The sequence below is a fragment of the Enterobacter sp. UPMP2060 genome (genome assembly GCF_053709655.1).
In genome coordinates this window covers 103,539-116,756 of record NZ_JBSKJQ010000009.1, presented here as the reverse complement: position 1 = coordinate 116,756, position 13,218 = coordinate 103,539, and the positions used below count along the sequence as shown (strand labels likewise).

Genomic DNA, 13,218 nt, shown 5'->3' with positions numbered 1-13,218 from the left:
TCCCCATACTGGGCGCTGTCGCTTTTTAAACCAGGAAACAGTACCTCTGACAATGAATTTACAGCATCACTTTCTTATTGCCATGCCTGCTCTCCAGGACCCGATTTTTCGCCGCGCCGTAGTTTATATTTGTGAATACAATGAAGACGGCGCGATGGGTATTATCATCAATAAACCGCTGGAAAATCTTCAGGTTGAAGGAATTCTGGACAAGCTGAAAATACCGGCTGAAGCGCGACTGCCGGAAATCCGGCTTGATAAACCGGTGATGCTGGGTGGACCTCTTGCAGAAGATCGCGGCTTTATCCTGCATACGCCGCCGGTATTCTCTTCCAGTATTCGAATTTCGGATAACACCGTTATCACGACCTCGCGCGACGTGCTTGAAACGCTGGGCACCGCTGAGCAGCCTTCTGAAGTGCTGGTGGCGCTGGGCTATTCGTCGTGGGAGAAAGGCCAGCTTGAGCAAGAGATCCTCGATAACGCCTGGCTTACCGCGCCTGCGGACATGAATATCCTGTTTAAAACCCCGATCGCCGATCGCTGGCGTGACGCGGCGAAGCTGATTGGCATTGATATCCTGACCATGCCTGGCGTAGCGGGGCACGCCTGATGAGCGGAACGCTTCTGGCCTTCGATTTTGGTACCAAAAGCATTGGCGTCGCCGTGGGTCAGCGCATCACCGGTACCGCGCGTCCGCTTACGGCCCTGAAGGCCAACGACGGCACGCCAGACTGGAATCTTATCGAGCGTCTGCTCAAAGAGTGGCAGCCGGATGACGTGATTGTTGGGCTCCCGCTGAACATGGACGGTACAGAACAGCCGCTTACCGCCCGGGCGCGTAAGTTCGCCAATAAAATCCATGGCCGCTTTGGCGTCTCCGTGAAGCTTCACGACGAGCGTCTTAGCACCGTCGAAGCGCGCGCGGGCCTGTTTGAGCACGGCGGCTTCCGGGCGCTCAACAAAGGCAGCGTGGACTCCGCTTCAGCAGTAATCATCCTCGAAAGCTATTTCGACCAGGGCTTTTAAACACAGGGGCTTATAGCCGCCCCTGCGCCCGTCTCTCCGCCAGGCTCTGGTCAAAGTTCTGCATTCCTGCCTGCTGACCGGTCTGGATGATGCCGGGCAGTTGCCACGTTTTCCCTTCACGAATCAGATTCGCCGCCGCCGCTGTGTTCACCAGCAGTTCATACAACGCGACGCGCCCGCCCTGCAGATCGGGAAGCAGCCTCTGCGCCAGCACCGCCCGCAGGCTGCCGGCCAGCTGGCTACGCACCGGATCTTTCTCCTGCGCCGGGAACGTATCGACCAGCCGTTCAATCGCCTGCGATGCCCCGCGCGTATGCAGCGTCGCCAGCACCAGATGTCCGGTTTCCGCCGCCGTCAGCGCCAGGCGGATCGTTTCGCTGTCGCGCAGCTCCCCCAGCAGAATAACGTCCGGATCCTGGCGTAAGGCGCTGCGCAGCGCTTCAGCAAATGACGGGCTGTGCTGGCCTATCTCCCGCTGCTGGATCAGGCAACGCTCGCTCTGGTAGATAAACTCCACCGGATCTTCAAGCGTGAGGATATGGCCGTCAGCATGGTGGTTTAGAAAATCGACCATCGCCGCCAGCGTAGTGGATTTGCCGCTGCCGGTCGCCCCCGTGACCAGAATCAGCCCGGCGTCATTGGATAACAGTTCCGGGATTACCCGCGGCGCGCCCAGCGAAGCGAGCTGCGGGCAGCTACGCGGCAACAGCCGCAGCGTCACAGAAACACCTCTCATCTGCTTAAAGGCACTGCCGCGCAGGCGCTGGCCTCCCGTTACCGTCGCGGCAAAATCCACCTGCCCCTTTGCCCACCATATCCCCTGCTGCTCATCGTTAAGCCACGCTTTTAATAACGCCCCAACGTCGGGAGGCTGAAAGGGAGCGGGTTCAAGCCGGCCTAATCTGCGCCAGCGCGGTGGCGAATCACTGCACAGGTGTAGATCGGAGACGTTATGCTTTACACTAAGGGCCACAATTTCTTCCACATCCATAGACTACTCCTCGGAAAATGAACGACATTGCGCATAACCTGGCACAGGTCCGGGACAAAATCTCAGCCGCCGCAGCGCGTTGCGGCCGTGCTTCAGAAGAAATTACGCTGCTTGCAGTCAGCAAAACCAAGCCTGCGAGCGCCATCGCAGAAGCTATTGATGCAGGCCAGCGGGCGTTTGGTGAAAACTACGTGCAGGAAGGCGTGGATAAAATTCGCTACTTCCAGGAACAAGGGAAGACGGATCTGCAGTGGCACTTTATTGGCCCCCTGCAGTCGAACAAAAGCCGTCTGGTGGCAGAGCACTTCGACTGGTGCCACACCATCGACCGCCTGCGTATTGCTACCCGTCTGAATGACCAGCGTCCGGCAGAAATGCCGGCACTCAACGTGCTTATTCAGGTCAACATCAGCGACGAAAACAGCAAGTCCGGCATTGCGCTGAGCGAGCTGGGCGCGCTGGCCGCCGAGGTGGCCGAACTGCCGCGCTTAACCCTGCGCGGGCTGATGGCAATTCCTGCGCCTGAGTCAAGTTATGAAAGGCAGTTTGCCGTGGCACAGCAAATGGCTGTAGCATTTGAGGCGCTTAAAGCGCGCTATAACACGGTAGACACGCTTTCACTGGGCATGTCGGATGATATGGAAGCCGCCATCGCGGCAGGCAGCACTATGGTGCGCATCGGCACGGCAATTTTCGGTGCGCGCGACTACTCAAAATAATAAGGAAACCTGAGGAACGCCATGAAGACGTTGACTTTCCTGCTCTCAACAGTGCTTGAGCTGTATACGATGGCGCTTTTGCTGCGCGTCTGGATGCAGTGGGCCCGCTGTGATTTTTACAATCCGTTCTCGCAGTTTGTCGTGAAAATCACGCAACCTGTTGTCGGACCGCTGCGCCGCATTATTCCGGCGATGGGTCCCATCGACAGTTCGTCTCTGCTGGTGGCGTTTATTCTGAGCGTTATCAAAGCGATCGTGCTGTTTATGGTCATCACCTTCCAGCCGATTATCTGGATTGCTGCGGTCCTGATTTTAGTCAAAACCATCGGCCTGCTGATTTTCTGGGTGCTGCTGGTCATGGCCATCATGAGCTGGGTAAGCCAGGGGCGTAGCCCGGTGGAGTATGCTTTGATTCAGCTGGCCGAACCGCTGCTGCGCCCGATCCGTAACCTGCTTCCGTCTATGGGCGGCATCGATTTTTCCCCGATGATCCTGGTTCTGCTGCTCTATGTGGTCAACATGGGGATCGCTGAGCTGTTACAGTCCACGGGCGATATGCTGCTGCCGGGGCTGTGGATGGCGCTATGAGTGCCGTAAGCACCTGCGCTGACGGGCTGGTTTTGCGGCTGTATATTCAGCCGAAAGCCAGCCGTGACGGTATTGTCGGTCTGCATGGCGACGAGTTAAAAGTCGCCATCACCGCCCCACCGGTTGACGGCCAGGCGAACGCGCATCTGACCAAATATCTGGCAAAACAGTTTCGCGTCGCCAAAAGCCAGGTCATCATTGAAAAAGGTGAACTTGGGCGACATAAACAGGTAAAAATCCTTAATCCGCAATCTATCCCGACGGAAGTCGCGGCTCTGAAAGAACAGGACTAAACCATGCAGAAAGTTGTTCTCGCGACCGGCAACGCCGGTAAAGTGCGCGAGCTGGCCTCGCTATTAAATGATTTTGGGCTGGACGTGGTCGCCCAGACCGATCTTGGCGTGGATTCCGCCGAAGAGACGGGGCTGACGTTTATCGAAAACGCGATCATTAAAGCGCGCCACGCCGCGCAGATTACCGGCCTGCCCGCGATTGCCGACGACTCCGGCCTGGCCGTGGATTTTCTCGGCGGTGCACCGGGGATTTACTCTGCGCGCTATTCCGGCGTGGACGCCACCGACCAGCAGAATCTGGAAAAGCTGCTTGTCGCCCTGAAAGACGTACCGGACGAACAGCGCACCGCGCAGTTCCACTGCGTGCTGGTCTATATGCGCCACGCGGAAGACCCGACGCCGATTGTCTGCCACGGCAGCTGGCCGGGCGTGATTACCCATGAAGCAGCTGGCAACGGCGGCTTTGGCTACGACCCGATTTTCTTTGTCCCGACCGAGGGCAAAACCGCTGCGAAACTGACCCGCGAAGAGAAAAGCGCGATTTCCCACCGTGGACGCGCGCTGAAACTGTTACTGGAAGCACTGCGTAATGGCTAATTTGCCGCCTCTGAGTCTGTATATCCACATCCCGTGGTGCGTGCAGAAATGTCCGTACTGCGATTTCAACTCGCACGCGCTGAAGGGCGAAGTGCCGCACGATGACTACGTTGCGCATCTGCTGGCCGACCTGGACGCCGATGTCGCTTACGCACAGGGACGTGAAGTTAAGACCATTTTCATTGGTGGCGGTACGCCGAGCCTGCTGTCCGGCCCGGCAATGCAGACGCTGCTGGACGGCGTGCGTGCGCGCCTGAACCTGGCGGCAGATGCTGAAATTACGATGGAAGCCAACCCCGGCACCGTTGAGGCCGACCGTTTTGTCGACTATCAGCGCGCGGGCGTGAACCGCATCTCCATCGGCGTGCAGAGCTTTAGCGAGCCGAAGCTGAAACGTCTGGGGCGCATTCACGGCCCGGAAGAGGCAAAGCGCGCGGCACACCTGGCAACGGGGCTTAACCTTCGCAGCTTTAACCTGGATTTGATGCACGGCCTGCCGGATCAGTCACTGGAAGAGGCGCTGGACGACCTGCGCCAGGCGATCGAACTGAACCCACCGCACCTGTCGTGGTATCAGCTCACCATAGAGCCAAACACGCTGTTCGGTTCCCGCCCGCCGGTGCTGCCGGACGACGACGCGCTGTGGGATATCTTCGAGCAGGGTCACAGGCTGCTGACCGCTGCGGGCTATCTGCAGTATGAAACGTCCGCGTATGCGAAGCCGGGCTACCAGTGCCAGCACAACCTGAACTACTGGCGCTTTGGCGACTATCTGGGAATTGGCTGCGGCGCGCACGGCAAGGTGACCTTCCCGGACGGGCGCATCCTGCGCACCGCTAAAACCCGCCACCCGCGCGGATACATGGAAGGCCGCTACCTGGAGCGTCAGCACGACGTCGAGGCGGCGGATAAACCGTTTGAGTTCTTCATGAACCGCTTCCGTCTGCTGGAAGCCGCGCCGCGCGCGGAATTTGCGCGTTACACCGGGCTGGCGGAGTCGGTGATCCGCCCGCAGATTGACGAGGCGCTGGCGCAGGGGTATCTCACGGAATGTGAGGAATACTGGCAGATCACCGAGCACGGCAAGCTGTTCTTAAATTCCCTTCTTGAGCTGTTCCTCGCCGAATAATCCTGAAGGCTGATTCAGGATTTTGCATCCCGTTCTGCTGGCTGAGGGAAAGGCTGGCAGAGTGTGGGGATGAAAATTACTCGTTCTTATGCAAAACAGCTCAGACGTGAGCTGACAAAAGAAGAAAGACGGCTTTGGTATCTACTGCGCAGCCGCCGTTTCGAAAATTATAAATTTCGTCGACAACATCCTGTAGATCACTACATTCTGGATTTCGCCTGCTGCGCGGCTCATCTGGCTGTTGAGCTGGATGGTGGGCAACATGATGAAAAGCAGGAATACGATCGTCAAAGAACGTGCTGGCTTAACGAGAAAGGCTGGCATGTCATTCGATTCTGGAACAACGAACTCTGGAATAACGAAGAGGCGGTGTTAGAAAAGATCCTTGAAATACTGCAAATGCTGCAACCCTCACCCCGGCCCTCTCCCTGAAAGGGAGAGGGAGCAAACCATCCCCTCGCCCCTTTGGGGAGAGGGTTAGGGTGAGGGGAAATTACTTAAGCGTCCCCACCAGCGCCTTCCGGCTATCTTCCAGCGACACCACGCGTTTACACACGTCTTTGCCGAACTGCTGGAAATCATCTTCCTGGTTCTTCCACTCGTTCTGAATGGAGGTCTGCAAGCCGCCCAGGCTGCCCAGCACGCCCTGCAGCGGATTACCGCCGCCCTTCAGCACGGCTTTCGCACCCATCTCGTTGATGCTGTCCTGCAGGATGCCACCCATCGCCTGATTCACCAGCTGCTGCCCGTCAGCACGGACCTGGTCAATCGCCTTGTAGTGGAACGTCAGGCCGTCGGAGCGCGTCTCGATAATGCGGTTCATCTGCTCTTTAAGCTGCTTATCGAGCTTCGTCAGACGGGTGCGCATATTGCTGCTCTCACCCACCTCTTTGGTGATGATCTTATCCAGTGCGACGCGGCTTTTCTCAACGCGGGTCAGCGCGCCGTCGTTAATCCATGGCAGCGCGGTACGCAAATCGGCCTGATAGTCTTTCGCCTGCTCACGCTGTGCGGCAGTCAGGTTGTACTGCTTGCCGTTAAAGGTGACGTTCCCCTGCGGCGTAATCACCAGATTGCCGTTCTCGCCTTTGACCTGCACGGTTTGCGGGCTTAACACCACGTCATCACGCGGGGTGACGCTACATTGATAATCCGCATGGGCGGTGAATCCGGTTGCCATCAAAGCAACAGCCAGCAACGTTTTGCGCATCTTAAACACTCCCTCAGACAAAATGGGCCAGCTAATGCTGGCCCCTTACTGCTTTATTAGTCCCACCAAACGTCGAAAAGTTCGCTGACGCGGACATCTTCGAGCTTGTGGTCTTCAAGCCATTTACGTACCAGGGCCTGATGTTCTTCGGTGCATTTACCCACTTCCTGGGTGCAGATCAGACCTTCCCAGGCCAGGTAGCCGCTACCGTCGAAGGCCAGCTTGTTTGGCTCAATCACGTCATTGATGAACGCATCCACGTCCTGATCGATCTGTTCTACACTGGTGCCTTCCGGGAAACGCCACGCAACGGAGAAGCCCACTTCCTGGAATTCTTCGATGTGCATCTTTTTACGCAGACGACGGCTACGATTCTTTGCCATTATTTCACCCTCTCGAACATTAAGTCCCATACACCGTGACCAAGACGATGGCCACGCTGTTCAAATTTCGTTACCGGACGCGATTCCGGACGCGGTACATAGTCGTTGCTCTCAGACTGGTTTTTATACCCGTCCAGCGACGACATCACTTCCAGCATATGTTCCGCATACGGTTCCCAGTCGGTCGCCATATGGAAGACACCGCCCAGCTTCAGCTTACTTTTCACCAGCTCGGCAAACGGCGCCTGAACGATACGGCGTTTATTATGACGTGCTTTGTGCCACGGGTCAGGGAAAAAGAGCTGAACCATGGTTAAAGAATTGTCAGGAATCATTTTATGCAGCACTTCCACCGCGTCGTGACACATCACGCGCAGGTTCTCAACGCCCTCTTCATGGGCCGTTGCCAGGCATGCACCCACGCCCGGGGAGTGGACTTCGATACCGAGGAAGTTCTGCTCCGGTCGCGCTTTCGCCATGGCCACCAGCGAGGTGCCCATACCAAACCCGATCTCCAGCGTGACGGGTGCTTCGCGGCCGAACAGTTCGGTAAAGTCCAGAGGCTGCTCGCTGAACTCAACGCCCATCACCGGCCAGTAGTTGTCCAGCGCATGTTGCTGCCCTTTTGTCAGGCGGCCCTGACGGCGGACAAAGCTGCGAATACGGCGCAGCGGGCGACCGTTTTCATCAAATTCCGGTGAAATGACGTCGTTTTTCATAAAAGAGTTGTCTGCTTGTGAGAATGTTCGGGAAACGGGCATTATCCAAAGTTAAGGCTTCTATGCAAGCATGGGAAAGATCCGGTTTACAGCAGATTGACGCTGTGCTGCAATCTGCGTCCCTGATTATGCGAATCGATGACCATGCAAGCCTCTCAATTTTCAGCCCAGGTGCTGGACTGGTACGACAAATACGGGCGTAAAACCCTGCCCTGGCAAATTGAAAAAACGCCTTATAAAGTATGGCTCTCCGAGGTGATGTTGCAACAAACGCAGGTCGCCACGGTGATCCCTTACTTCGAGCGTTTTATGGCGCGCTTCCCGACGGTGACAGATCTGGCCAACGCGCCGCTGGACGAGGTCCTGCACCTGTGGACCGGTCTTGGCTATTATGCCCGCGCGCGTAACCTTCACAAGGCCGCACAGCAGGTCGCCACGCGCCATAACGGGACATTCCCGGAAACCTTCGACGAGGTAGCCGATCTTCCAGGCGTCGGACGTTCAACCGCAGGCGCCATTCTCTCCCTGTCTTTAGGCAAGCATTTCCCGATCCTCGACGGCAACGTGAAGCGCGTGCTGGCACGCTGCTATGCCGTCGACGGCTGGCCGGGGAAGAAGGACGTCGAAAAACGCCTTTGGGAAATAAGTGAAGCGGTCACCCCGGCCAACGGCGTCGAGCGTTTCAACCAGGCGATGATGGATCTCGGAGCGTTGGTCTGCACGCGCTCAAAACCGAAATGCGAACTCTGCCCGGTGAATAATCTCTGCGTGGCGTATGCCAACCATTCATGGGCGCAATATCCGGGTAAGAAACCCAAACAGACGCTGCCGGAGCGCACCGGCTATATGCTGCTGATGCAGCACGGCGACGAGGTCTTCCTCGCCCAGCGTCCACCGAGCGGTCTGTGGGGTGGTCTATACTGCTTCCCACAGTTTGAAGATGAAGATTTTCTGCGTGAATGGCTTGAACAGCGCGGGATTGCTGCCGATAACCTGACGCAGCTGACCGCGTTTCGCCATACGTTCAGCCATTTCCACCTGGATATTGTACCCATGTGGCTTCCCGTGTCGTCATTTGCCTCGCGCATGGATGAAGGCACCGCTCTCTGGTATAACTTAGCGCAACCGCCATCAGTCGGACTGGCGGCTCCCGTGGAGCGCCTGTTACAGCAATTACGTGCCGGTGCAATGGTTTAGCATCGACAAGAAAAAGAGGAATGAGTATGGCCAGAACGATTTTTTGTACTTTCCTGCAGCGTGACGCTGAAGGCCAGGATTTCCAGCTTTATCCGGGCGACCTGGGTAAACGCATCTACAATGAAATCTCCAAAGAAGCCTGGGGACAGTGGCAGAAAAAGCAGACCATGCTGATCAACGAGAAAAAACTCAGCATGATGAACCCGGAGCACCGCAAGCTGCTGGAGCAGGAGATGGTGAACTTCCTGTTCGAAGGTAAAGACGTGCACATCGAAGGCTATACGCCACCGGAAAAATAACAGCGTGCGGGGGAACCCCCGCCGTTAAAGCAAACACAACACGCACTCCCGGAATGATGAAAAAACTTTTAGCGCTAGCCCTTGTTGCGCCGTTGCTTGTCTCGTGTTCGTCAAAAAAAGGCGAAGATTACAACGAAGCCTGGATCAAGGACACCAACGGTTTTGACATTTTGATGGGGCAGTTTGCCCACAACATCGAGAACATATGGGGATTTAACGAAGTTCTTATTGCCGGACCTAAGGACTACGTTAAGTACACCGACGCCTATCAGACCCGTAGCCACATCAACTTTGATGAGGGGACGATCACGGTTGAAACCATCGCAGGCACCGACCCTGCGGCACGACTGCGTCAGGCGATCGTCAAAACCCTGCTGATGGGTGACGATCCGGGATCTATCGATCTCTACTCCGATGCCGACGATATTACTATCTCGAAAGAGCCGTTCCTGTACGGTCAGGTTGTCGATCAAACCGGTCAGCCGATCCGCTGGGAAGGTCGCGCCACGAAATTTGCCGACTACCTGCTGCAGACGCGCCTGAAAAGCCGCTCTAACGGTCTGAAGATTATCTACAGCGTCACCATCAACCTCGTCCCGAACCACCTCGACAAGCGTGCGCATAAATACATTGGGATGGTGCGTCAGGCCTCGCGCAAGTACGGCGTGGATGAGTCGCTGATCCTGGCGATTATGCAGACCGAATCCTCGTTCAACCCATACGCGGTGAGCCGTTCCGACGCCCTGGGGCTGATGCAGGTAGTGCAGCACAGCGCCGGTAAAGACGTCTTCCGCGCGCAGGGGAAATCCGGCACGCCGAGCCGCAGCTATCTGTTCGATCCGCAGAGCAACATTGATACCGGCACGGCCTATCTGGCGATGCTGAACAATGTGTACCTGGGCGGAATTGATAACCCTACGTCGCGCCGCTATGCGGTGATCACCGCCTATAACGGCGGCGCGGGCAGCGTGCTGCGCGTCTTCTCGAATGACAAAGTGCAGGCCGCGAACATCATCAACAGCATGGCGCCGGGGGATGTCTACTCTACCCTCACCACCCGCCACCCGTCTGCGGAATCCCGTCGCTATCTTTATAAGGTGAATACGGCGCAGAAGAACTACCGTCGCCGGTGATCGGCACACCTTCTCCCCTGTGGGAGAAGGTGTTCTGTTTCCCCTCTTCCTGTGGGAGAGGGTCAGGGTGAGGGCATCAGGCCGCACCTATCCAACCCCACCCATACGAAAATGTTATTTGCATCACAATCCAAACTGCAAATTAATGTGGATTGCATTTTTTTGCGGGAGGTAACAAAACATATTGTTGCCAACTGATAGAATTGCATCAAATAACAACCCTGAATGTTCCCAAAACAACATATCTCCCGCTCACTTGTGAGGAAAGTAACATGAACCTTAAGCTGCAGCTTAAAATATTGTCGTTTCTGCAGTTCTGCCTGTGGGGTAGCTGGCTGACCACACTCGGCTCCTATATGTTTGTGACGCTCAAGTTCGACGGTGCGTCAATCGGTGCCGTATACAGCTCGCTCGGTATTGCGGCTGTCTTCATGCCAACGCTGCTGGGCATCGTGGCGGATAAATGGTTGAGTGCGAAATGGCTGTACATGCTTTGCCATCTGGTGGGCGCGGGGACGCTGTTTATGGCAGCCCAGGTGACCACGCCGGGGGCGATGTTCATGGTGATCCTGCTTAACTCGCTGGCCTATATGCCAACGCTTGGTTTGATCAACACCATCTCCTACTACCGCCTGAAATCCGCGGATTTGGATATCGTGACCGATTTCCCGCCAATCCGTATCTGGGGTACCATCGGCTTTATCATGGCGATGTGGGGGGTGAGCTTCGCAGGCTTCGAACTGAGCCATATGCAGCTCTATATCGGTGCGGCGCTCTCCGTAGTGCTGGCGATCTTCACCCTGACGCTGCCAACCATTCCGGTTTCTAACCAGCAGAAAAACCAGAGCTGGAGCACCATGCTCGGCCTGGACGCGTTCGCGCTGTTTAAAAACAAACGCATGGCGATCTTCTTTATCTTCTCCATGCTGCTGGGCGCAGAGCTGCAGATCACCAACATGTTCGGCAACACCTTCCTGCACAGCTTCGATAACAACCCGCTGTTCTCCGGCAGCTTTATCGTTGAACATGCGTCGGTGATGATGTCCATCTCTCAGATCTCTGAGACGCTGTTCATCCTGACCATCCCGTTCTTCCTGAGCCGCTACGGCATCAAAAACGTCATGCTGATCAGTATCGCAGCATGGATGTTGCGCTTCGGCCTGTTCGCCTACGGTGACCCGAGCGCGTTTGGTACCGTGCTGCTGGTGCTGTCGATGATTGTTTACGGCTGCGCCTTCGACTTCTTCAACATCTCTGGTTCGGTGTTTGTGGAAAAAGAGGTGAAGCCTGAAATCCGCGCCAGCGCGCAGGGTATGTTCCTGATGATGACCAACGGCTTCGGCTGTATTCTGGGCGGCGTGGTAAGCGGTAAAGTCGTTGAGATGTACACCACCAACGGCATCACCAACTGGCAGCCTGTGTGGCTGATCTTCGCGGCGTACTCGCTGGTGCTGTTCTTCGCGTTCATCGCGCTGTTCAAGTACAAGCACGTGCGCGAGCCGCACGGTGCGCAGCCGATAGCGCATTGATTGTTGTGCCCGGTGGCGCTGCGCTTACCGGGCCTACAAAACCAGACCGTAGGCCGGGTAAGGCGAAGCCGCCACCCGGCTATTTTATTGCAGAGAGCACCCACCCCACTGACAGTAAATCCGCGCTGCCGCCCGGGCTCAGATTGCGTTCAATCAATGCCTTATCCATCTTAAGCAGCGCCTCGCGATCCCAGCCACTCGCCAGTAATTCCCGCGCGTATCCCTGAACGTAGCGTAGCCCTTCAATGCCGCCGCGTGAGACGAGATTACTGTCCTGATTAACCGCCATCAGGCGCAACAGCAGACCGTGAAGCGACAGTCCGCTCCACTGCGCCAGCGCCTTACGCGCCGTCGCAAAGCCGCTTTCCGCCTCTCCGCGCGCGCCGGTTAAGCCGTACAGCTGAAACTGCCGCTCGCCCGCCGTCGCCTGTCCGCTGCGCGCGGCCAGTTCCCGCGACACCAGCCCGCTGCAGATGTTACTCACCTCACAACAGAGGCTATCTGCGGAGATATTTTTCACACGTCCGGCAGCGAAGCACAGTAAACCCAGGGCAAAAATCCCGCCCTTGTGGGTGTTCACTCCGTTCGTCGCGGCGTACATCGCCTGCTCGCAGGCCATCCCCATCGGGCGGATAATGCGAAGCTGTGCGTCAGCGGATTTATCCGCATGTGCGTTACCGAGTTCGGCAAAGCGCGAAAACCACGGCGTTATCGCCGCAATGCTGCGGACGAACAGCGCGTGGTCCATATCGCGATGGGAACCGTTATTGAGCTTGTCCACCAGCCCCGGCTTGGGCGTCAGCTCCAGCTCCTGCCATAGCGCCGCCTCCGCAAGCGCGGGCACGTCAACCGGGCGCGGTTTAGTCGCGAGCAAACCAGTCATCGATCGTCTTCTCCACGCGGGAAACCACCTGCTCAACGGGGTGATTGCGCGAACGGGAACAAGCATGAGCGGGTTCGTCGCAGATCAGGCAGCGTCTGAGATTCGCCCCCAGCGACTGGCGCCCGACGTGGCCGTGCTGAGGACAGATCACGTCCAGATCCCACAGCCTGCCGAGCGGGTGCGTCTGCTCCAGCTCCGCGCAGTGCGCTTTGATTTCCACCGCGGGATGGGCCACGCACCACAGGGCTTCTGGCCCGGTCGGGAGCCACAGCACCTGACGGTCCAGCACCTGCCAGCGGTTTTCCCACAGCAGCTGGTCGCACATTTGCAGCGCCACGCCCATGGTATTGCGATAGCGCAGGCTGTCTTTGATTTCCCCTGGCGTGACCAGCGTGAGGGAAATGACCGGTTGTTGATAGTGCTCAAGCATGTCAGCCTGGCGCGCTGCGCGGCGCTCTTTCGCCGCCAGCAGTTCGTCCAGGCTGACACCCGCCCGCACGGGTGTCGCTATAGTCATAA

At 57.0% G+C, this 13,218-nt stretch carries 18 protein-coding genes; 12 read left to right on the top strand and 6 right to left on the bottom strand.

Annotated elements, in window-relative coordinates; all coding sequences use genetic code 11:
• Window positions 1-52 precede the first annotated feature (52 nt).
• On the top strand, window positions 53-613 hold the full coding sequence (locus ACWKXN_RS17160) for a YqgE/AlgH family protein (RefSeq protein ID WP_008499752.1): 561 nt from the start codon (window positions 53-55) through the stop codon (window positions 611-613).
• Window positions 613-1,029, top strand: a complete 417-nt coding sequence (gene ruvX, locus ACWKXN_RS17155; protein WP_029739223.1) for a Holliday junction resolvase RuvX — start codon at window positions 613-615, stop codon at window positions 1,027-1,029. The genes ACWKXN_RS17160 and ruvX overlap by 1 nt, the downstream gene beginning before the upstream one ends.
• Before the next feature lie 10 nt (window positions 1,030-1,039).
• Here the strand turns inward: ruvX and ACWKXN_RS17150 are convergent, their stop codons facing one another.
• Complete coding sequence (locus tag ACWKXN_RS17150; RefSeq protein WP_045888329.1) at window positions 1,040-2,020, bottom strand: type IV pilus twitching motility protein PilT; 981 nt, start codon at window positions 2,018-2,020, stop codon at window positions 1,040-1,042.
• A gap of 17 nt (window positions 2,021-2,037) precedes the next feature.
• Here ACWKXN_RS17150 and ACWKXN_RS17145 point away from each other — a divergent pair, with 17 nt between their 5' ends.
• The 6 genes from ACWKXN_RS17145 (at window position 2,038) to ACWKXN_RS17120 (ending at window position 5,778) form a co-directional block, all read left to right on the top strand.
• Window positions 2,038-2,739: a YggS family pyridoxal phosphate-dependent enzyme gene (locus ACWKXN_RS17145; protein WP_087823220.1), complete on the top strand. Its 702-nt coding sequence runs from the start codon at window positions 2,038-2,040 to the stop codon at window positions 2,737-2,739.
• A gap of 21 nt (window positions 2,740-2,760) precedes the next feature.
• Window positions 2,761-3,327, top strand: a complete 567-nt coding sequence (locus ACWKXN_RS17140; RefSeq protein ID WP_167819141.1) for a YggT family protein — start codon at window positions 2,761-2,763, stop codon at window positions 3,325-3,327.
• Window positions 3,324-3,620 carry a DUF167 family protein YggU gene (gene yggU / locus ACWKXN_RS17135; RefSeq protein WP_023309131.1) on the top strand — a complete coding sequence of 99 codons (297 nt, stop codon included), beginning with the start codon at window positions 3,324-3,326 and terminating at the stop codon, window positions 3,618-3,620. The genes ACWKXN_RS17140 and yggU overlap by 4 nt, the downstream gene beginning before the upstream one ends.
• 3 nt (window positions 3,621-3,623) lie before the next feature.
• A complete protein-coding gene (locus ACWKXN_RS17130; RefSeq protein WP_454544064.1) occupies window positions 3,624-4,217 on the top strand; it encodes an XTP/dITP diphosphatase in 594 nt (197 codons plus the stop codon).
• The gene (hemW, locus tag ACWKXN_RS17125; RefSeq protein WP_454544063.1) at window positions 4,210-5,346 is read left to right on the top strand and encodes a radical SAM family heme chaperone HemW; all 1,137 of its coding nucleotides are present in this window, start codon (window positions 4,210-4,212) and stop codon (window positions 5,344-5,346) included. Before ACWKXN_RS17130 ends, hemW begins: the two co-directional genes overlap by 8 nt.
• Window positions 5,347-5,415: 69 nt before the next feature.
• Window positions 5,416-5,778: an endonuclease domain-containing protein gene (locus ACWKXN_RS17120; protein ID WP_075204767.1), complete on the top strand. Its 363-nt coding sequence runs from the start codon at window positions 5,416-5,418 to the stop codon at window positions 5,776-5,778.
• Window positions 5,779-5,839: 61 nt separating this feature from the next.
• Here ACWKXN_RS17120 and ACWKXN_RS17115 read toward each other — a convergent pair whose 3' ends face one another.
• Genes ACWKXN_RS17115 through trmB form a run of 3 tightly spaced genes read right to left on the bottom strand, consistent with a single transcriptional unit; the run spans window position 5,840 to window position 7,658 of the window.
• Complete coding sequence (locus ACWKXN_RS17115; protein WP_331395012.1) at window positions 5,840-6,556, bottom strand: YggN family protein; 717 nt, start codon at window positions 6,554-6,556, stop codon at window positions 5,840-5,842.
• Between the two features lie 56 nt (window positions 6,557-6,612).
• Window positions 6,613-6,939 (bottom strand): YggL family protein, encoded by a 327-nt coding sequence (locus ACWKXN_RS17110; protein ID WP_014885198.1) that lies wholly within the window; start codon window positions 6,937-6,939, stop codon window positions 6,613-6,615.
• On the bottom strand, window positions 6,939-7,658 hold the full coding sequence (trmB, locus tag ACWKXN_RS17105) for a tRNA (guanosine(46)-N7)-methyltransferase TrmB (protein ID WP_033146613.1): 720 nt from the start codon (window positions 7,656-7,658) through the stop codon (window positions 6,939-6,941). The genes ACWKXN_RS17110 and trmB overlap by 1 nt, the downstream gene beginning before the upstream one ends.
• Window positions 7,659-7,802: 144 nt before the next feature.
• Here trmB and mutY point away from each other — a divergent pair, with 144 nt between their 5' ends.
• The 4 genes from mutY (at window position 7,803) to ACWKXN_RS17085 (ending at window position 11,816) form a co-directional block, all read left to right on the top strand.
• Window positions 7,803-8,855, top strand: a complete 1,053-nt coding sequence (gene mutY, locus ACWKXN_RS17100) for an A/G-specific adenine glycosylase (protein ID WP_454544062.1) — start codon at window positions 7,803-7,805, stop codon at window positions 8,853-8,855.
• Between the two features lie 26 nt (window positions 8,856-8,881).
• Window positions 8,882-9,154: an oxidative damage protection protein gene (locus ACWKXN_RS17095; RefSeq protein WP_003862425.1), complete on the top strand. Its 273-nt coding sequence runs from the start codon at window positions 8,882-8,884 to the stop codon at window positions 9,152-9,154.
• Window positions 9,155-9,210: 56 nt separating this feature from the next.
• Window positions 9,211-10,287, top strand: a complete 1,077-nt coding sequence (gene mltC / locus ACWKXN_RS17090) for a membrane-bound lytic murein transglycosylase MltC (RefSeq protein ID WP_045355622.1) — start codon at window positions 9,211-9,213, stop codon at window positions 10,285-10,287.
• A gap of 272 nt (window positions 10,288-10,559) precedes the next feature.
• The gene (locus tag ACWKXN_RS17085) at window positions 10,560-11,816 is read left to right on the top strand and encodes a nucleoside permease (protein ID WP_029740744.1); all 1,257 of its coding nucleotides are present in this window, start codon (window positions 10,560-10,562) and stop codon (window positions 11,814-11,816) included.
• A gap of 79 nt (window positions 11,817-11,895) precedes the next feature.
• On the opposite strand, the gene citG is transcribed toward ACWKXN_RS17085, so the two are convergent.
• Together citG and citX are read right to left on the bottom strand one after the other, a co-directional pair.
• Window positions 11,896-12,699, bottom strand: coding sequence for a triphosphoribosyl-dephospho-CoA synthase CitG (citG, locus tag ACWKXN_RS17080; RefSeq protein WP_048979378.1), 804 nt, complete (start codon window positions 12,697-12,699; stop codon window positions 11,896-11,898).
• Window positions 12,677-13,216 carry a citrate lyase holo-[acyl-carrier protein] synthase gene (gene citX, locus ACWKXN_RS17075; protein ID WP_047060414.1) on the bottom strand — a complete coding sequence of 180 codons (540 nt, stop codon included), beginning with the start codon at window positions 13,214-13,216 and terminating at the stop codon, window positions 12,677-12,679. Before citX ends, citG begins: the two co-directional genes overlap by 23 nt.
• Window positions 13,217-13,218 lie beyond the last annotated feature (2 nt).